Source organism: Arthrobacter sp. Sr33 (assembly GCF_054511195.1).
Window position 1 is genome coordinate 319015 of the sequence record NZ_JBTNDD010000002.1, and the last position, 19052, is coordinate 338066.

A 19052-nucleotide genomic window follows, 5' to 3' on the forward strand; every position below is an offset into this window, starting at 1 on the left:
ACTGCCGCCCACGGCAACCGTTGGCCTGTCGGCGCACGATCAGCAGTATGCGGTGAACGACTAGACCACGTGGCTCATACATGTCCTTACAGCTGCCCTGAGCCTAACTCGGCTGATCGGCGCTTGCGACCCGGAACTGTGCACACCCACCGACAGTGACCCTGCAGTGACGATTTACGCCGCGCCTGTGACGGTGCCGGATCAGATAGAAATGCTTCCGATCCTGCACAATTAGCGGTCACCATCACGACTCATCGGTTTGGCCACCCGGACGGTCTCTCGCACACGGGGTTACCCCGGCGGTTCGGTCAAGTTGGGCAACGAAAAGGTCCTTACCCTGGGCGCGGCTCATTCCGGTGTCAGGAGCAATCTAGCTGATGCGATTGTTGATGGGGTCGGCCTCGTCCACTCCGGTCAGAGAGTACACCCCGGTCTTCCCGGACTCTGGCCGGGCGAGAAGTGATGCTAGGTCCGACCGAGATCCGGCGATAATCTGTCCAGGCCAGTTCATGATTTCGGCCCTCAGGAGTCCGCCCGGCATACCATCGGTCAGGAAAAGTCGGACCTGTTTACCTGGAACCATGTCTGGCCTCGCTATCAGTCATCAGTAGGAATGTGTTCTAGCCATCGCAGCCTAGCCCCGGGCTTCCGCGTAGCGCGGTGCCATGGACTCCATCTGCTCCATGACCAACTTGATGGCGGCCGGTTGCTTGTCGGGTGGATAACCGTTCTTCACGAGCAACCGTTTGATCGAGGACCGTAGCTTCGCCCGGACGTCGTCGCGCACGGTCCAGTCGGTCCGCACGTCACGTTGCATCACTGCCACGAGGTCGCGGGCGATCTGTCCCAGGATCCCCTCCCCCTGCACCTCGACCGCAGACTCGTTTTGCGCCACGGCGTCGTAGAACGCCAGTTCGTCCTCGTTGAGCGGTGGAGAGAACTTCGCGCCGCGGGCTGCCTCGGCAGCAACTTCCTTTGCCAGCGCAACCAGCTCGGCAATCACCTCCGCTGAAGTGAGTTGCTGGTTCGTGTACCGGTTCATCAGTTCGGTGATGCGTTCCGAGAAGGCACGCTCGCGGATCACATTGTTGCGGGTGGTCTTCGCCGACTCCTCGGCCACCAGCTTCCGCAGCGCCTCGATGGCGAGCTGCGGATTCCGGGCCTGCTGCGTCTTCGCGATGAACTCGGGCGTCAGGTCGCCCAGGGATGGTTTCGGCATCCCTGCGGCCTCATAGATGTCGAGGATGTCCCCGGTGGAGGTCGACGTCGCGATCAGATCCCCGAGCAGCCTCGCGATATCCTCGGGCACCGGCTCCCCCCGGGCCTGCCGGTCAGCGGCGTCGAACTTCGCCATGTAGACGCGGATTTCCTCGTAGACCTGGATCTCCGGGCGGAGTTCGGCCAGGTTCTGGGCCCCCGAACACAGGGCCCAGGCTCGGGACAGCTGACTCGAGGCCTTCCGGTACCGTTCCGCGAGGGTCTCAGCGCCGTCGTCGGGCTGGTTGCCCGGTGTCAACGCGCTGCGCAGGTAGTTGACCGAGCCGGTGACAGCGTTCTTGAAGGCCTTGGGGGTGCCCGCACGGTAGACGGCGCGCCAGTCGAACCCGGCGAGCATCTCGCGCAGCATTTCCACCAGGGACTTGGTGAGCTCCACCGCCTCGTCAATGTTCTTGCCGATCGGCTTGTTCTGCTGGTCGGTCTTGGAGTACTCAGCCAGGGCCTTGGCCAGATTGTCGGCCAGCGGCGCATACGCCACCAAGAGCCCGTCCTGCTTGCCGCGGAAGGTGCGGTTCACCCGGGCGAGCGTCTGCATCAGCAGGGCTCCCTTCAGCGGCCGGTCCAGGTACAGCGTGTGCAGCGGCGGCGAGTCGTACCCGGTGAGCATCATGTCTTTGACGATCACTATCTCGAGTTCGTCGTCGACATTCCGCAGGCGCTCCTTGATGGTCGCGTTCAACGAGTCCCGGCGCACATGGTCAACCACCGGTGGAAGGTCGGACGGCGTCCCGGAGTACACCACCTTGATTTTGCCCTTGTCGAGGTCAGCCGAGTGCCAGTCGGGGCGCAGCGCAATGATTGCCGCATACAGGTTGGCGCAGATCTCCCGGGTGCCGCCGACAATCATGGCCTTGCCGGGCGACTCGATGAACTGGCGCATCTTGCCCGAGCGATTCTCCCAGTGCGTCACGAGGTCCTCCGCGAGGGCGGCGATGCGCTGCGGTGCCCCGTAGACGGCGTTCACGACGGCGACACTCGCCTCGATCCGTGCCCGCTCGGTGTCGTCGAGGCTCCGGGTGATGTCATCGGCCGCCTGGTCAAGGGTTTCCTCGGTGACGTCCTGGGCCAGTGCCACCTTAATCAGCCGTGGTTCGAAATACACGGGAACGGTGGCGCCGTCGTCGACCGCCCGGCTCAGGTCGTAAATGTCGATGTACTCGCCGAACACGTCACGCGTGTTCCGGTCGTCAAAGGAAATAGGTGTCCCGGTAAACGCGATCAGGGTGGCCCGCGGCAGAGCATCGCGGAGGTGGCGGGCGTACCCGTCGAGGTCGTCGTAGTGGCTGCGGTGCGCTTCGTCGACGATCACAATGATGTTCCGCCGGTCCGAGAGCAACGGGTGGTCCATGCCGGCGTCCTTCTCCTCCTGGCTGCGGCCGAACTTCTGCAGGGTGGTGAAGTAGATGCCGCCGGTGGTTCGACTGGCGAGTTCCTCACGCAGTTCGGCCCGGCGGCGGATCTGCCGTGGTTTCTCCGGGAGCAGGAGGCTTTGCGCGAAGGTTTCGTACAGCTGGCCGTCGAGTTCATTGCGGTCGGTGATCACCACGATGGTGGGGTTCAGGAGTTTCGGGTGCCGGGTGACCTGGTTGGTGTAGAGCTCCATTTCCATGGACTTGCCTGAGCCCTGGGTGTGCCAGACGACGCCGGCCTTGCCGTTGCTCGCGACCGCCAGGACGGTGCTGCCGACGGCCTTGGACACGGCGAAGTACTGGTGGGGCTTGGCGATGCGCTTACTCAGCCCGTCAGCGTTCTCGTCGAAGGCGGTGAAGTTGCGGGCCAGCTGGACAAACCGTTCAAGGCTGTAGAGGCCGTCGAGGGCCGGCTCCAGTTCGGTGACCGGCTCGCCGTCGACGAGGGCGTCACGCGCCACTGGTTCGCCGTCGTCGTCGACATTCCACGGTGAGAAGTGGTTCAACGGGGTGAACGGCGTGCCGTACTTGGCGAGGATCCCGTCGGAGGCGAGGGTGAAGACGCAGAAGCGGAAGGCGAGCGGGAATTCGCGCAGGTAGGTCTGCAGCTGGGCGTGCGCGGCGGGCACATCGGCCGAGCGGCTCCCGGCCCTCTTGAGTTCGATCACGCTGACCGGCATGCCGTTGCAGTAGAGCACGACGTCGAAGCGACGTTTGTAGTCTCCCTGGCGGAGGGTGACCTGGTTGACGGCGAGCCAGTCGTTGTCGTCGGCGACGGCACTCAGGACGCGGAGGGTGGGATTGTGCTCGGTACCGTCGGTGTCGATGTAGCTGATGCCGCGGAAGCCGTCGGTCAGATAGGTGTGGATGCGGTGGTTTTCGGTGATGGCATCGGTCGACTTGGGGGCGGTGATCTCGGCGACGGCCTGCTGCAGGTACTGCTGCGGCACGGTGGGGTTGAATTTCCGCAACGCTGCGAGCAACCGGGGTCGGATGAGCAGGTCATCCCAGGTGTCGCGCTCCCCCGATCCGGGTGCGATGGACTCGCCGGTGCCTGGTCGCCAGCCGAGTTCGGCCAGCTGTTCCATGGCGAGGCCCTCCCAGAGCGCTTCGCTGAGACCTGTTACTGCTGTCATGCTATTCCCCCAGTGTGTTGCCGATCACTGGCTTCAGTCTAGGTGTTGCACCGGTTCGACCTTGTGACAGAGGCGGTTCGGCGTTCCTGACCCGGCGGTTGGGGCCATTGAATGCCCCTACCGCCGGGTAGATCCACTTGGGTTCACGCTTGCTGCTGGGCGCGAACGGCTTCCCGGTCCGAGCTGGTCGGCATGGTTGTCGACGGTGCGGTGCGGGGCCAGGTCCAGGCGGAGCGAAGGATGAAGGCCAGGATCAGCAGCTCGACTCCGATGGTGAGGCCGTAGTAAAAGGCCCAGTCCCAGGTTGCCCCTGCCGCGTTGAAGATGGAGAGGGGAATGAAAAGCAAGGCAACGACGAGGTTCGTGGCGCGGTTCGCCCGGGCGGGCAGCGTCATCGAGAGCAGCACCATCAGGCTCGGGATCGCTATGATCACGAAAAAAATGGAAACCAATGTCCCGGTGATGTCGAAGACAAAGATCTCGCCACTCCGGATTACATCAATTTCGCCGGGCTGATAGAGGTGGAAGTAGTCGATGTAAATGACGAGGAACATGAAGCTGGTCCAGGCGGCCGCGAGCTTGGCCTGCACGGGGATTCGCGGGGTGTCGAGCAGTTTCGGGGTTTTCGTTCGGAGGGGCATTGGTCTTTCTTTCGATTGGAGCGGTCCGGTCGCCGGAGTGGCGGCAGGTCTGGGCGTGCATACGCATGGGGTGGGTCGTTCTCGTCGGTGAAGGTCGTCAGACGGTGATCACGACCTTCCCTCGGGTGTGGCCGGCTCCGACGTAGCGCAGGGCATCGGCCGCTTCGTCGAGGGGGTAGGTGCGGTCGATGACGGGCCTGACCTGCCCGGTCGTGAGCAACTCGGCAAGGGTGAGCAGGTCCTGGCGCTTCCCGATCGACGTGAAGGGCCTCAACCGCTGACGGGTGAAACCGGACAGCATACGGGCTTTGACGATCCGACCGAGGGGGCCGAACCAGCGGCCGCCGCGTCCGCTGTTGGGGATCAGGGTGCCGGTGGCCGTCAGCGCCTGGCGGACAGCCGCCAGGGGCTGGGCTTCCACGTTGTCGAGGATGACGTCGTAACGCTTCCCGGCTTGGGTGAAGTCGGTCCTCGTGTAGTCAATGACGTGGTCGGCACCGAGTGACCGGACCAGGTCGACGTTGCGGGTGCTGCACACACCCGTCACCTCGGCACCCAGCGCCGTGGCGATCTGTACGGCGAAGGAGCCCACGCCGCCTGACGCGCCCGTGACCAGCACCGTCTGGCCCGGTCGAACGTTTGCGATTTTGTGCAATGCCTGCAATGCCGTCATGGCCGAAGTGGGCACGGCTGCCGCGTCCACGAGGGACAGGTTGGCGGGCACGGGCACGAGGTTGCGCGCCGGGACGCAGGCGTACTCCGCGAGTGCTCCAGCGGTGCTCCAGCCGAACACCTTGTCGCCGGGACGGAGAGTGGTGACGTCTTTGCCTACCGCTGCCACCACTCCTGCGAGGTCCATGCCGGGCGTGCCATGGCGCGGCCGGCGGAGCCCGTACACCAGGCGCACCATGAACGGCTCGCCGGTCATAACGAAGTAGTCGCCGGGGTGCACCGAGGCCGCGCCTACCTGGACGAGCACCTCGCCTCGACCGGGTAGCGGTCGCCCGACGTCGGACACCTCGAGCACTGAGGGCGGGCCGTAGCGGTGCTGGACAGCGGCCCGCATAGTCGCCGCCCCGCCCAGACTCGCCCCCGGCGACAGGGGTGCTCCGGTATTCGATCGCTGTTCGTTTTTCACAGAAGCCTCCTTGCGTCCGAGCAACGACTTTCGCCGCCCGTACAGCGTACGACGTACGTTGTACGATAGAGTGTGAACCTACGCTGTACTGCTGTCAAGCATTTTGAGAGAGCGAGGAAATTGTGGCTGCTGGGGAACAAGGTCAGGTCGCTGCAGACGCGGGGCTGACCAAGCAGCGGGTGGTGATCGAGGCGATCCGACTCGCCGATCGCGAGGGGGTCGAAGGGCTGAGCATGCGTCGGCTGGCTCGCGAGCTTGGTGCGGGCGCGATGTCGCTCTACCACTATGTGGCGAGCAAGGAACAGTTGCTGGACGCCATGATCGACGTCGTGTTCGAGGAGATTGAGCTACCGCCCGAGGAGACCGACTGGCAGTCGGCGATGCGACGGCGTTCGATATCCGCCCGTCAGGTTCTCGCGCGCCACCCGTGGGCGATTGGCCTGCTGGACTCGCGGACAGCACCGGGGGCGGCGCACCTCCGTCACCGCGAGGCGGTCACCGCCTGCCTGCGGAGGGCTGGCTTCTCGGTTCTGATGGCGACGCACGCCAACTGGTTGCTCGACAGCCTGGTCTACGGTTATGCCCTGCAGGAAGCCAACCTGCCGTTCGATACAGCCGATGAGTTCGCGGACATGGCCGAGGAGGTCTACCTGCCTCAGCTTCCTACAGGCGAGTTCCCCTACCTCAACGAATCGGCCGGGGCGCTTGTCGCTGCCGGCTACGATCCCGCGGAGGAGTTCATCTTCGGCCTCGATCTCGCCCTGGCCGCCCTCGAGCCGCTGAGGGCCTCCGCATAGCGACCCTCACGGACCGTCGAGTGGCCCTGGGCACCGCACCTCCGATCCGTAACCGCCGTGTTGTAGTGGTGGGCGCTGCCGGACTCACCGCGGCCTTCGACCAGATCGAGACTCCTGCCAGCCCTGCGGAGTAGGACCGGCGCGAATTCCAGCCCTTTGAAGCGGGTGTTTATTGGAGTTCGCCGGACGAGAGCTCACTCATGGCCGACATCCATTCCTAACCGGTTATTTGAGGTTGGCGTCTCTGCTGCTTTCCCCTGGATGGGGCGACTTCACTTCGACCGTATCCAGCGGAACCGATAGCTCTAGACCAGTTCCTCGACCAGCATTTCGGCTTCTTTGACCCGCAGCTTCCCGGACATGAGCTGCGGAAGGAGGGCATCGCGGGTTGTTACGAGGGTAATGTTTTCGTCTAAGGCTCCCGATATCGACCCCTCAATCGATTCGAGTCTGATCTCCAGTTCTACCTCCACTTTGGACTGGATCACAGGTACCGCTAAAGATTCCAGCTGGTTTCTGTTGATGGAGCCAAACACAGTCCCCTCAGCCTCAAACGGTGCCCACGCCTCAGGAATGTCCTTTAATTGGTGAAAGAGTGTGAAAGGTCTTTCGAATCGCGAACGAACAGATGCCAAACCGCGGCCTATACACGTCTCTTCCTTCGCGAGATTGGCACGCCCAACGGGTGCGCGAACACTCAGCAAGGTGTCTCCCGTCTTCGCGAATCTGGATGGACTTGTCGTCCATACGCGATTGGCCGGAAATCTCACGCCGAAATCTCTGACCCCTTGATAAAAGACAACGCCACTGTGAGCTTCATTGAAGCTGGTTCCCGCAGGAGACGACCCCATAGTTATCAGGGCGATCGTAGAGAGTGGTTGCCACACACCGGGCTCAATTGCTCGCTTCGTGAGGGCACGAGCAAGCAGATCAAGGGTTTCAATGAGTTTGGCGTTTGCGGCGATCTTGTCGTCGAGCGCACCCAACACCTCCGCAATCGCCCGCTGCTCTGCGAGTAGTGGAAGCTCGGGAAGAACAAATGAGCGTACATCAGCAACGTTAAGATGAGCGACGGTCGATCCGGTTGCTTTGGACAGCAACAGCTCTTGCTGGCGGGGTGAAGTCAGCAGATAAAAGAGGAAGGTGCCGTCGATTTTCTCGGCATCTGGGCGAAGTAGCATTGTGCGCTGTCCCGGCGCGACGTTTCCAGTATCAGGAATAAGTACCAACGGCCCAACGGGCGCTTCACGCGCGAAAAGTAGATCGCCGGGTCGAGGAACCATGCGTCGTGTCCAGAGGTGAAAGGTGTCTCGTGATATCTTTCGCGACTCCGCATAGTTGATCGCATTCCCCCTCATCGCGGGGGTCCCTACCGCGAAATATTCGCCATTGGGATCTATCGGCGCGGTCTTGTGTTCACAGTCAACAATTTGAGAACACACTTCCTCGATGGTCGGCCCAATGCTCACGAGACCCGTCCCAGTTGCTGCCGCACAACTGCGGCAAGCCGCTCCGACTCAGCGAACTGTTCAAACAACTCGGCTGACAGCCGGGCGATCTTCTCCTCGATCGGCTCCCCGTCGTCTTCGACGTCGGCCGCTCCGACATACCGGCCCGGCGTCAGGGCGTAATCAGCCGCCTTGATCTCCGTCAACGGCACGGACCTGCAGAACCCCGCGATGTCGTCGTACTCGATGCCCGACCCCTGCGCGGACGCTGACCCGCGCCACGCGTGATAGGTCTCGGCGATCTTCGCGATGTCCTCGTCCGCCAGTGCGCGCTCGGCCCGGTCCACCATGTAGCCCAGGTTCCGCGCATCGATGAACAGCACCTCACCCGACCGGTCGACGGCTCCCGACGACTTGTCCTTGGCGAAGAACCACAGACACACCGGGATGCCGGTGCTGCGGAACAGCTGGGTGGGCAGGGCGACCATGCAGGCCACCAGATCGGCCTCCACCAACTGCGCGCGGATGTCGCCTTCGCCGCCGGAATTCGACGACATGGACCCGTTGGCCATCACCACACCGGCACTGCCACCCGGTGCGAGCTTCGAGATGATGTGCTGGATCCACGCGTAGTTGGCATTGCCCGCCGGCGGGACGCCGTACTTCCAGCGGGGGTCACTTTCAGACCGGGCCCAGTCCTTGATGTTGAAGGGCGGGTTCGCCATGATGAAATCGGCCTGCAAATCCGGGTGCTGGTCACGTGCGAACGTGTCACCCCAGCGGCTGGCCAGGTTGCCGTTGAGCCCGTGAATAGCGAGGTTCATCTTCGCCATCCGCCAGGTGCGCTCGTTCAGCTCTTGCCCGTAGACGGAGATGCTCGAGCCCTCCTTGTTGTGCGACTCGAGGAACTTCTCCGTCTGCACAAACATGCCACCCGACCCACAGCACGGGTCATAGACGCGCCCGTGATCGGGCTCCAGTACCTCGACGAGCACGCGGACGACGTCGGCCGGCGTATAGAACTCCCCGCCCCGCTTCCCTTCGGCCTTCGCAAACTTCTCCAGGAAGTACTCATAGACCTCCCCGAGGAGGTCTCGCGCCTTCTTAGCACCCTGTCCGGTGAACCGCGCGGAGTTGAAGAGGTCCAGCAGTTCACCGAGACGGCGCTGGTCGATGTTGTCCCGGTTGAAGATCCGCGGCAGCGTTGCCGCGAGCGACGGGTTGGCGCCCATCACGGCGTCCATCGCGTCGTCGATCAGCTCGCCAATGGTCTTGGCCGCTTCGCCGGCTGCTGCCTGCGTCCCCTTGGCGTTCTGGGCCAGATAGGTCCAGCGAGCCTGCGTCGGCACCCAGAAGACGCCCCGCCCGGTGTACTCGTCGACGTCGTCGATCATCTGCGCGATCTGCTCGTCGCCGAACCCGTCAGCGGCAAGTTCAACCCGGATCTGCTCCCGGCGTTCGTCGAACGCGTCCGAAACGTACTTCAGGAACACCAGGCCCAGGATCACATCCTTGTACTGGGACGCGTCCATGGAGCCACGCAGCTTGTCTGCGGCCTTCCACAGGGTGTCCTTGAGTTCCTTCATGGTGGACGGCAGGGCGTCTACCTTTACTTTCGGGGGCACTAGGGCGTTCCTTCCATCGGGGCGGCGGGGGTGTTTTCGCCGAGGGTCACGGTGTTGCTGGCTACGCCGTCCATGATCAGCGTAGCGAGTTGGTTGAGTTGATTGACGCGTTGGAGCGCGGCGAGCCGCTCCTGGTCGACGGCGTCGAGCGTGCGCCTGAGAAGATCCCGCTGGTCGACGTCGACCGCGCGGACTGTCCACGACCTCCACCTCCGTGCTGTCGGCGCCTGGCTGTTGATGTCTTCGGCAAGCAGCCTCGCTACCAGTCCCGGCTGACCTCTTCGGGGTGATCCTCCATCAATAATCCGGAGGATGCGGGCCGGGTACGCGACGACGGCGGCGCCGTCGGGATCCACCAGAGCAACGGGCCGCGGCCCCGTGCAGAAGACGACGTCGCCCGGCTCGGTGAGTCGGCCGGCCGGGTAGTGTGCAGCGAACCTGAACCGATCCATCACCGCTGGTGGATCCCCGTCGAGGAGCGACCCGGCGGTGATCACTGTGATGGCACCGGGCGCATTCGGGTCACCAGCGTGAAGGTCCGCCGCATCGATCCGGTTCCCGGGGAGGTAGGCGACCGCGCCGGCGTCGGCCAGGTCTCCGAGAACCCTCCCCACCGGGCTCTCCGGGGTCGGCGTTGGGATTACCCGCATATCCAGACCCCGAACGGTTTGCGGCTGTTGGAGTGATGACAGGAGATTTTCGATGTCTAGCACCGCGTCAGCTGGTTGAGCGGTCCTGTTGCGTGGAAGTGGCCGAACCCGAACCAGTGAGCCGCGTGCCGCGAGCAACGACGACGTCCTCACGAGCCGCGCGAACCGAAATGAATGCTTCTCCACCGATCGTTGGTTGCCCATTGCAGCGGCGAGGTCGCTGATCAGATCTTCGATGTCCGTGGTGGACAGTGAGGTTCCGGAGAGGTCAGACACCATCGTCCACCGATCGGCCAATGCCACCTCGGCGTGTGCGGGGCCGAGTACCCACAGGGCCATCGCCTGGCGGGGCTTCGAGGTGAGCAAACCTTGAGGCAAGCGGACGACGGCGCGCAGCCGCCCCGTGCGCAAAGTGGCTGACCGGATAGCTTCGCTCTCCCCTGCCGCGCCGTCCACACCCAACGCATCACAGAGCGCGCTCGCGGGACCAAGTGCCACAGCGCGGTCATCATCGGTGAGCCGCAGACAGATCCTGTCGACGACGTTCAGGATCGCGACGTCGTCCGGGTCCTGGTTCTCGGCGTGAGGAAACTGGGCCAGATGCAGTGCTGAATCCTGCTCGCCCACGGGGCCGGCGTCGTCGTCCGCTGTCTCAAGCGCCAGGCCGTGAGTAAGGAGACGACGCAAACCACGCCGAGATACTGCCGAGTCGAACCCCTCCCAGGCGAGGACGCATCGCACCGTCCCGTCACCCTCACCCAGCTTCAGGAGAGTGTCGGTGCTTCCTGGCGAGTGATCCACAACCAGCATTGATCCATCGTGCCGATTGAGCAGCGCGACTGCCGCGGCAGCCACCAGGCTGACGGCATCTTGGTGGATCTCTCCGCCCTGCAGCCCGAGCCTCCGCTGGGACGTGAGCAGCAGGTCGAAGGCCGCCGCCGGGCTGTAGGCTGCGTCGGCCAGCGCCTCTGCGGTCGCTGCGAGGAAGGCAAGCTGGTCGCCCGTCGCTTCCATTTCGCGATAGAGGCTGTGGTTATCCGGGTCGTAGTCGTCAGCTAAATCCAGCAGTTCGACGGCGGACAGTCCGCTCAGTCGCCTCCCGCTGAGAACCTTCAGACACAGGAGGGCCGTCAACGCATCAGTCTCCGCAGGATCAGCAACTATGCCCGAACGAAAGGCGTCGGCGTCAAGGAGCGCGGAGGGGTTGTTGCCGCGACCGGTGTCGTGGAGCCATCGACCAATTTCAGCGGCGTCGAATGCCGGGTGGCTCGGTGGGCTGGTGGTTGGCGCTGGGAAAGGAAGTTCGGCGTCACGATAACGACGTCGCCACATGGAGACCACTGGTCGGGCAACCTGGGCCAGCCGGGCAACATCGGCAAGGGACATATCGGCCTTGGTCATATTCGGCATGCCTCCTCCCTAATCAACGGTTCAACGTTCTGACCCTACCCGTTGGTTGTTGCGGACAGCCTGCCCGGTTGATAACAGGGGTTATCGCGTCTATTCGACTTCTGGATGAATGAGTGACCGTAGCGTTCATTCCCACAGGCACCATCACCACCCATGAAAGGACTGCCATGAAGTACATTCGCCAGATTCACTTGGATAGCCCAGGTACAAGAAGCGAGCACATTTCCCGGGTCAACCACTCGGATACCCCTACAGGTCCGCTGTCCGAATCCTCCAGGACGAAGATCGTGCAGCAGATTACGGCTGGCACTGAGACCTATCAAAGCCGCAGCACCAACGGTGCACAGGCACCGGTGGTGGTCCGAACCAGCGGACTGGGAACCAAGTACATCACCACTGTCAGCGACGGACGGGAGACCAATAATCTCCTAAGTCTCCCTCAGTACTAAGTAAACCCACAGTCTGCGGTTGGAAGCGGCATGGGGGCCGCTTCCAACCGCTCCCCAACCATCGACACACTCTTCAGAAAGTCATCGACATGAAAATACGCATCGCACTCTGCGCAGTCGGTTTAGTTGCTTTGACCGGCTGTTCAGGTGGAGCTCCCACTACCGCGGCAGATGGGACCGCGACGACGATCACACCATCACCGGTAGTGCCTGCGGAGTCCTCGGAATCCTCTGAATCCTCGGAATCGGCACTACCGACGGAGTCTTCGCAGTCCCCCGAACCGCCCCCTGAGCCGGCGGAAACAGCAGAGCCGGAGACGAGCGACAGGGGCAACCTGGTCAAGGACATTGGCGAACCTGCAGGCATCTTCAATACCAATGACCGAAGCACGAACATCATCGACTTCACCGTGACGTCGATCGCCCCGACCCAGTGCACCGAAGAGTACGCTCAGCCGCCGATTAACGGTCACTACCTGGCAGTTCAACTCGATGTGGAAACCCAGCCGGAGTTGAAGGACGAACTCGGCGGCAGCTTCTACGCTGACGCTGGGGCTTGGAAGTTCATTCAGGCCGACGGAACCACGTTCAACGGCATGTTGTTTGGCAACTCCTACGGCTGTATGCCAGAGACAGCCATTTTGCCGCAATCCATTGGGCCCGGAGAAACTGCAGCCGGAACGGTTCTCCTCGATGTCCCCGCGCTGGAGGGAACGCTGGTGTTGTCCTATCTGGGCGAAGACGCCTGGGAATGGGTCATCCCCTAACCTCCAGGATGACTCGTCCCCAAAGGCTCCCGCACCGAACGATGAGCTGGTTTTGGGGCCAGCCAATGCCGTCTGCTCTGTTCCGATCGGGCCACGAAAATAATTCAAAATTCTTTTCCGTACCCCCTCCCACGCACCTCATTCTGTCAGAGGCGAATGATGGAATGGAGGTATGAAAAGCAATAAAGCTTCTTCTACCGGATCGGGATTCTCTCCCGAATTCGGCGCGGATTCCGCCTCCAACTGCGGGTCCGCGGATACGTCTGCCCGGACTTCGGGGACCACTGCGGCTGCGGGAACTGCGACCGGGTACGGTCCCGGCGGTCCGCTGAGTGTCGAAGCGATATGGACGGCTCCCTTGGCTGACACCGTCCCTGACTCACCGGATGCCCCGTCGCCGGATACCCGGGCGTTGGCGGGATGGCTGGGGTTAACTGCGGTCGGTGAGCTGGACGGGGCTCAGGCGTTGGACGCGTTGCGGGACGTCAACCGGGCGAGGTCCTGGCTCGATGCGCAGGAAGCGAAGATCACCACTCGCCTCCTTGACCTGACCACCGAATCGATGGGCCCCGCTGGCCGCCTCGGGTATGCCCGGACACTGACGGAGTCAGAAGTTGGAGCCGCCCTGCATTTGCCGGAGCGGACTGCCGGGGCCCTGATCGAACACAGTGAACTCCTGACCCGGCATTATCGGGTGGCTTTGGGTGCACTTGAGGACGGGAGGCTATCGAGGCGCCATGCCTGGGCCGTAGTCGAAGAGGCCACCAGTATCCCGGACGCCGCGCCCGAGGTATTGGCGGCATTCGAGAAACGCCTGGTCGACATGGCGTGCAAAACCACTGTGAGTCGGTTCTGCTATCAGGCCAGACGGCTACGCGAGCAACTGCACCCCGAGTCCACCACCACTCGGCATAAGAAGGCCGTCGAGGGTCGGTTGCTGCAACTAACTCCTGCGTATGACGGGATGGCGTGGCTTGAAGCGTATCTGCCTGTAGAACAAGCCGCAGGGATCTTCCATCGGGTCGACACCGCCGCCCGCAACCTCCAGGGACCGGATGAGCCCCGGACCCTCACCCAGTTGCGAGCTGACGTGTTTGCTGACGTCCTCACCAGCTCCGGGCCGAGCGCCGATCAAGCCGGTGGAGCTAGCTATCAGGGTGTTCAGGCGAAGGTGTTCGTCACTGTTCCAGTGATGACCCTCCTTGGCGGGGATGTACCGGGAGAACTTGAAGGGTATGGGCCCATCAACCCCGACCTGGCCCGCAAACTCGCGGGGCATGCGCCGTCGTTCACACGCATCCTCACCCACCCCTTTACCGGGGCACGTCTCGGTGCCGATGCCACCACCTATCGGGTGCCGAAGGACCTGCGAGACAGCATCAGAGTGCGGGACCGGACGTGTCGTCATCCAGGCTGCAACCGGTTGGCAGTGTTTTGCGAACTCGACCATACAAAACCCTGGGCCAACGGTGGAAAGACCAGCTACGGCAACCTCGCTGCCTTGTGCAAGCGTCACCACCGGCTCAAATCCGAAGGCTACTGGCACTATCGACAACCCGAGCCGGGGACCATCATCGCCATCTCACCGGCAGGCGAAACCTACATCACACGGCCGGACCCACCACCGGCACCGCCGCCACCGGACCCGGCACCGTTCTAACCGCGCCGGCCGTGCTGAAAAGGTGCCGTAGAGGCGTTAGCTCTGGAGACTCAAAACGCCGTCGGCCCGCCACAGCCAGCTACTCGGCGGAGGTTCTGATCGGCGGAGGTACTGCTCGGCTAAACGTGAGGTACATGCAGGCCGATCACGCGGAAGGGGCGGTGACCATCCTTTCGGATAGCCACCGCCCCTTCCGGTCAAGCCTGGAGTGAAAGTAGGGCTTACTTCACGTCCTCGTCAACCCAGTCGAACGTCCGGGTGACAGCCTTCTTCCAGAGCCGCAACTGGCGATCGCGCTCCCCCGCATCCATGGATGGCGTCCAGCGCTTGTCCTCGGCCCAGTTGGTAGCCAACTCGTCGGTGTCCTTCCAGAAACCCACCGCCAGACCTGCCGCATAGGCTGCGCCCAACGCGGTGGTCTCAGTGACCTTCGGCCGGATCACCGGGATACCGAGGATGTCGGACTGGAACTGCATCAGCGCGTCGTTGGCGACCATACCGCCGTCGACCCGCAGATCCTCCATGTCCACTCCCGAATCGGCGTTCGCCGCGTCCAGCACCTCGCGGGTCTGGAACGCGGTGGCTTCGAGGGCGGCCCGCGCGATGTGCCCCTTGTTCACGAATCGGGTGAGACCCACAATGGCGCCGCGGGCTTCGCCGCGCCAGTACGGTGCAAACAGGCCGGAGAACGCTGGCACGATGTAGACCCCACCGTTGTCCTCGACCGTTCTGGCAAGCTCCTCCACCTCGGGAGCCGACTTGATGATGCCGAGGTTGTCCCGCAGCCACTGGATCAGCGACCCGGTCACAGCGATCGAGCCTTCCAGCGCGTAGACGGCCTTGGCGTCGCCGAGCTTGTAGCAGACGGTAGTCAACAGACCATTCTTTGAGTGAACAATCTCCTCACCGGTGTTGACGATCATGAAGTTGCCGGTGCCGTACGTGTTCTTGGCGCCGCCCTTCTCGAACGCCGCCTGACCGAACGTCGCCGCCTGCTGGTCGCCCAGGATGCCGGAAACCGGCACCTCGCGGAGCAGCTGGGAGGTGTGGACAGTCCCATAGACCTCGGAGGAGGACTTGATCTCCGGCATCATGGACCGCGGCACACCAAAGGCCTCAAGGATTCCGTCGTCCCAGGACAGGGTCTCCAGATCCATGAACATGGTCCGCGAGGCGTTGGTGACATCGGTGATGTGCACGCCGCCGTCGGTGCCGCCGGTGAGGTTCCAGGTGACCCACGAGTCGGTGTTTCCGAAGATCAGATCGCCGGCCTCAGCCTTGGCCCGGGCACCGTCCACATTGTCCAGGATCCACTTGATCTTGGTGCCCGAGAAATAGGTGGCCAGCGGCAGCCCGACCTTCGCCTTGAACCGCTCCACTCCCCCGTCAGCCGCCAGCTCGTCAACGATCGACTGGGTCCGGGTATCCTGCCAGACAATCGCGTTGTAGACCGGCTGTCCGGTCGTCTTGTCCCAGACCACAGCAGTTTCACGCTGATTGGTGATGCCGACGGCGGCAATATCGTGACGGGTCAGGTTGGCCTTCGACAAGGCGTTACCGATGACCTCCCTGGTGTTGTTCCAGATCTCCAGGGGATCATGCTCGACCCAGCCGGCCTTGGGGAAAATCTGCTCGTGTTCCTTCTGGCCGGAGGACACAATGTCCCCGCTGTGATCAAAGACGATCGCCCGGCTGGAAGTAGTGCCCTGATCAATCGCAATTACATACTTCGACATGTAGTGCTCCTCTTTGAGTATTCCGTCGGTGAATAATTCCGGCGCGGACGGTCGGAGGACCGCCCGGCCGGTTGAGTGCTAGCCAGCGAGTGTGCTGGCCGGGCAGTGCTATCCGGTAACTGCGGGGAAGGTGACCAGCATGGCGACCAGGCCGCCGAGAACGCCACCGATCAGTGGACCAACCACTGGAACCCAGGCGTAACCCCAGTCGCTGCCGCCCTTGCCCTTGATGGGAAGCAACGCGTGAACGATCCTGGGACCGAGGTCACGTGCAGGGTTGATGGCGTAGCCGGTGGGCCCACCGAGGGAGGCGCCGATACCGACAACCAGGAGCGCAACCGCCAGAGGGCCGAGGCCCGAGGGGGTGCCAGCAAACGAAATGACTACGAAAACCAGCACGAAAGTACCGATGACTTCGGTAATCACATTCCAGGCATTCGACCGGATCGCTGGTCCGGTGGAGAAAACGCCCAGCTTGTTGGCGGGGTCGGGCTCAGCGTCGAAGTGCTGCTTGTATGCCAACCAGCAGAGGAAGGCGCCAATCATGGCACCAATCAGCTGGGCCGCAAAGTACAGCAGGACGTTGATGAAGGTCTTGTCGATATCGGGGCCGAGCGCTTCTATATCTGAATTGACGAGCAGGCCGACCGTAACGGCGGGGTTAAGGTGCGCGCCGGATAGGGCCGCCACATAGACGCCAGCAAAGACGCCGAGACCCCAGCCGAAGTTCACCATCAAAAATCCGCCATTGTTGCCCTTGGTACCGGCCAGAGCGACGTTGGCAACGACACCTGTACCCAGCAGCAACAGCAGCATGGTGCCGAACATTTCGGCAACGAATGCTTCCAGAGACATCTTTGACTCCTTTAATTATTCATTTTTATCGAACCCAGCCCGCGGCTGTGGCTCTCTTGCTCCCCCCGGCAACAGCTGCCGTTGGTCCTGCATCCGCTCCGGGAGCGGCAATGGTTGCGCGCCAGATCCCGGCTACGCCACCAAATCTTCAACGTGAACGTTGTGCCAGTCCCGCAGCACCCGTTCAGCCAGCTCAATCTCAGCCTGCACCTTCTCACCGTTCCAGCCCAGCAGCGGCGCGAGGGTGTCCGCTAGCTCGTGCAACAGTTCGGTACTGACCAGTCCCCTGAAGGCGATCGAGGTCCGGCGGATCAAGACGTCAGCCACATGGCCTACCTGTTCCTGTTCGACCATGTACGCCAACTCGCGGTGGCTGAGCTCGCTGGTGGAGGTAAAGGTTTGATCCTGGCCCGCCCGCAGGTACTCGATGACGTCGACGGCACGGGTCCCGTATCGGGTCAGCAGACCCTCGACCCGCTCGGCCGACAGCCCCGGTTCGATGTGGGCGCTCACCCAGGCCTTCTCTGCGGAGGGAGTTCTCGGGAACCCCTTCCCGCCGCCGATGGCAAGACCCGCCGTCGTCGTCGTCCGGCGCTTGCCGAGGATTTCCAGGACGTCGTTGGTCATGTGCTCTGACAGTGCGCGGAAAGTGGTCCACTTGCCGCCGACCAGGCTGAGGGTGGTCACCGTCCGGGCGCCGGAGCGATCCTGGCGCTTCTCAATCCGGTAGTCCCGGGAGACGAAGCCCGGCTGCGTGTCGTCGTGCCGTGGCAGTGGTCGGACACCGGAGAAGCTGTAGACCACATGGCCGTGCTCGACGACGATGGCCGGGAAGACGTGTCCGATCAGTTCAATGAAGTAATCCACCTCTTCGGGGGTGCACACGGCCGGGGTGTCCACATCGGTATCGATGTCGGTGGTGCCCACCAGAACGCGGTCGCCGATCGGGTAGACCAGCACAATCCGGCCGTCGGTGTGCTCGAAGAAGATTTCACGCCCTGCGCAGGCCGCCAGCAGTTCGGGGTGGTCGAGGACAATATGGGAGCCCTTGGTGCCGCCCATGAACTTGCTGCGTTCGCCCAGCGAATCGTTGGTCCCGTCCACCCAGGCGCCGGTCGCGTTCACGACGACGTCGGCGGCGAAGGCGAATTCCTCGCCAGTGAGCTCGTCGCGGAGCAGCACCGAATCGCCGTCACGGCCGATGGCGCTGACGTAGTTGGTGGCCCGCGCCTCGGCATTGGCGGCAAGGCCGTCGCGGAGCACATCGAGGGTCATCCGCTCGGGGTTGTGCACCGATGCATCGAAGTAGGTGGCCGTGTAGCGCACATCAGGCCGCAGGTCCGGCAGCTGGGCGAGCGACGCCTTGCGACCGGCGAAGCGGTGACGCGGTACGGCGCCGCCATCCCTGGAGAACCAGTCATACATGGTCAGGCCCGCCTTGATCAGGAAGGCACCCCGCTCGCGGGGCTGGCCGTGCTGACGGTGGGTCAGGAACCGCAGCGGAGCCGCGAGAATTCCGGAGAAGGTACTGAAAATGGGGATAGTGGTCTGAAGCGGCTTGACGTAGTGCGGCGCTGTCTTCAGCAGGGCGTTGCGCTCGACCACTGACTCGCGGACCAACCGAAACTCGCCGTTCTCGAGGTACCGGATACCGCCGTGGATCATGTGCGAGGAAGCACCGGAGGCGCCCTGGCAGTAGTCACCGCGTTCCACCAGTGTTACGTCGACACCCTGCAGCGCCAGGTCCCTGAAGGTTCCTACGCCGTTAATGCCGCCACCAATAATCAGCACCGACGCGCGCGGCGTTTCCTTCAACCGTTGCACCCCCGGCCGTTCAGCGGGCGTGCTTGTGGCACCATTCGCACTGGCGGACTCAGCCAAAACATTCTCCTCAACAGTTTGCAGGCTGCATTGGATCCGCAGCCGTCCCACCTATTCTTGAAATGCTGGGAATAATAGTCAATGGTGTTGCACATACGTGCAGAAGTGACGGAGGATTTGGCTATGAACGTTCGACCAAAGGCTGAAAGATCGGACCCCGCTGCACAATCTT

The 19052-nt window shown here is 62.9% G+C and carries 14 protein-coding genes; 4 read left to right on the forward strand and 10 right to left on the reverse strand.

What is annotated here, in order from left to right; translation table 11 throughout:
* Nucleotides 1–370: 370 nt before the first annotated feature.
* The 4 genes from ACX80T_RS04340 to ACX80T_RS04355 form a co-directional block, all read right to left on the reverse strand.
* Nucleotides 371–583 carry a hypothetical protein gene (locus ACX80T_RS04340; RefSeq protein ID WP_459303797.1) on the reverse strand — a complete coding sequence of 71 codons (213 nt, stop codon included), beginning with the start codon at nt 581–583 and terminating at the stop codon, nt 371–373.
* 51 nt (nt 584–634) lie between these two features.
* Entirely contained in the window at nt 635–3823 is a 3189-nt protein-coding gene (locus ACX80T_RS04345; protein WP_459303798.1) for a type I restriction endonuclease subunit R, read from the reverse strand.
* A gap of 143 nt (nt 3824–3966) precedes the next feature.
* On the reverse strand, nt 3967–4464 hold the full coding sequence (locus tag ACX80T_RS04350; protein ID WP_459303799.1) for a DUF6326 family protein: 498 nt from the start codon (nt 4462–4464) through the stop codon (nt 3967–3969).
* A 97-nt stretch (nt 4465–4561) separates the two neighbouring features.
* A complete protein-coding gene (locus tag ACX80T_RS04355) occupies nt 4562–5602 on the reverse strand; it encodes an NAD(P)-dependent alcohol dehydrogenase (RefSeq protein ID WP_459303800.1) in 1041 nt (346 codons plus the stop codon).
* A 122-nt stretch (nt 5603–5724) separates the two neighbouring features.
* Here ACX80T_RS04355 and ACX80T_RS04360 point away from each other — a divergent pair, with 122 nt between their 5' ends.
* The gene (locus ACX80T_RS04360; protein ID WP_459303801.1) at nt 5725–6399 is read left to right on the forward strand and encodes a TetR/AcrR family transcriptional regulator; all 675 of its coding nucleotides are present in this window, start codon (nt 5725–5727) and stop codon (nt 6397–6399) included.
* A gap of 305 nt (nt 6400–6704) precedes the next feature.
* Here the strand turns inward: ACX80T_RS04360 and ACX80T_RS04365 are convergent, their stop codons facing one another.
* From ACX80T_RS04365 to ACX80T_RS04375, 3 genes are read right to left on the reverse strand one after another with little or no spacing between them, the layout of a single operon-like run.
* Nucleotides 6705–7868: a restriction endonuclease subunit S gene (locus ACX80T_RS04365; RefSeq protein WP_459303802.1), complete on the reverse strand. Its 1164-nt coding sequence runs from the start codon at nt 7866–7868 to the stop codon at nt 6705–6707.
* The gene (locus ACX80T_RS04370; RefSeq protein WP_459303803.1) at nt 7865–9472 is read right to left on the reverse strand and encodes a class I SAM-dependent DNA methyltransferase; all 1608 of its coding nucleotides are present in this window, start codon (nt 9470–9472) and stop codon (nt 7865–7867) included. The genes ACX80T_RS04365 and ACX80T_RS04370 overlap by 4 nt, the downstream gene beginning before the upstream one ends.
* Nucleotides 9472–11532, reverse strand: a complete 2061-nt coding sequence (locus ACX80T_RS04375; RefSeq protein ID WP_459303804.1) for a hypothetical protein — start codon at nt 11530–11532, stop codon at nt 9472–9474. The genes ACX80T_RS04370 and ACX80T_RS04375 overlap by 1 nt, the downstream gene beginning before the upstream one ends.
* A 113-nt stretch (nt 11533–11645) precedes the next feature.
* Between ACX80T_RS04375 and ACX80T_RS04380 the strand changes: the two genes are divergently transcribed.
* The 3 genes from ACX80T_RS04380 to ACX80T_RS04390 all read left to right on the forward strand — a co-directional run bounded on the left by ACX80T_RS04380 (nt 11646) and on the right by ACX80T_RS04390 (nt 14408).
* Complete coding sequence (locus ACX80T_RS04380; protein WP_459303805.1) at nt 11646–11981, forward strand: DUF3892 domain-containing protein; 336 nt, start codon at nt 11646–11648, stop codon at nt 11979–11981.
* A 206-nt stretch (nt 11982–12187) separates the two neighbouring features.
* Nucleotides 12188–12748, forward strand: a complete 561-nt coding sequence (locus ACX80T_RS04385; RefSeq protein ID WP_459303806.1) for a DUF4352 domain-containing protein — start codon at nt 12188–12190, stop codon at nt 12746–12748.
* Nucleotides 12749–12920: 172 nt separating this feature from the next.
* Nucleotides 12921–14408, forward strand: a complete 1488-nt coding sequence (locus ACX80T_RS04390; protein WP_459303807.1) for an HNH endonuclease signature motif containing protein — start codon at nt 12921–12923, stop codon at nt 14406–14408.
* 221 nt (nt 14409–14629) lie between these two features.
* Here the strand turns inward: ACX80T_RS04390 and glpK are convergent, their stop codons facing one another.
* The 3 genes from glpK to ACX80T_RS04405 all read right to left on the reverse strand — a co-directional run bounded on the left by glpK (nt 14630) and on the right by ACX80T_RS04405 (nt 18880).
* Nucleotides 14630–16144 carry a glycerol kinase GlpK gene (gene glpK / locus ACX80T_RS04395; RefSeq protein WP_459303808.1) on the reverse strand — a complete coding sequence of 505 codons (1515 nt, stop codon included), beginning with the start codon at nt 16142–16144 and terminating at the stop codon, nt 14630–14632.
* A 108-nt stretch (nt 16145–16252) separates the two neighbouring features.
* On the reverse strand, nt 16253–16999 hold the full coding sequence (locus ACX80T_RS04400; RefSeq protein ID WP_019482797.1) for an MIP/aquaporin family protein: 747 nt from the start codon (nt 16997–16999) through the stop codon (nt 16253–16255).
* A 132-nt stretch (nt 17000–17131) separates the two neighbouring features.
* Nucleotides 17132–18880 (reverse strand): glycerol-3-phosphate dehydrogenase/oxidase, encoded by a 1749-nt coding sequence (locus tag ACX80T_RS04405; RefSeq protein ID WP_459303809.1) that lies wholly within the window; start codon nt 18878–18880, stop codon nt 17132–17134.
* Nucleotides 18881–19052: the final 172 nt, after the last annotated feature.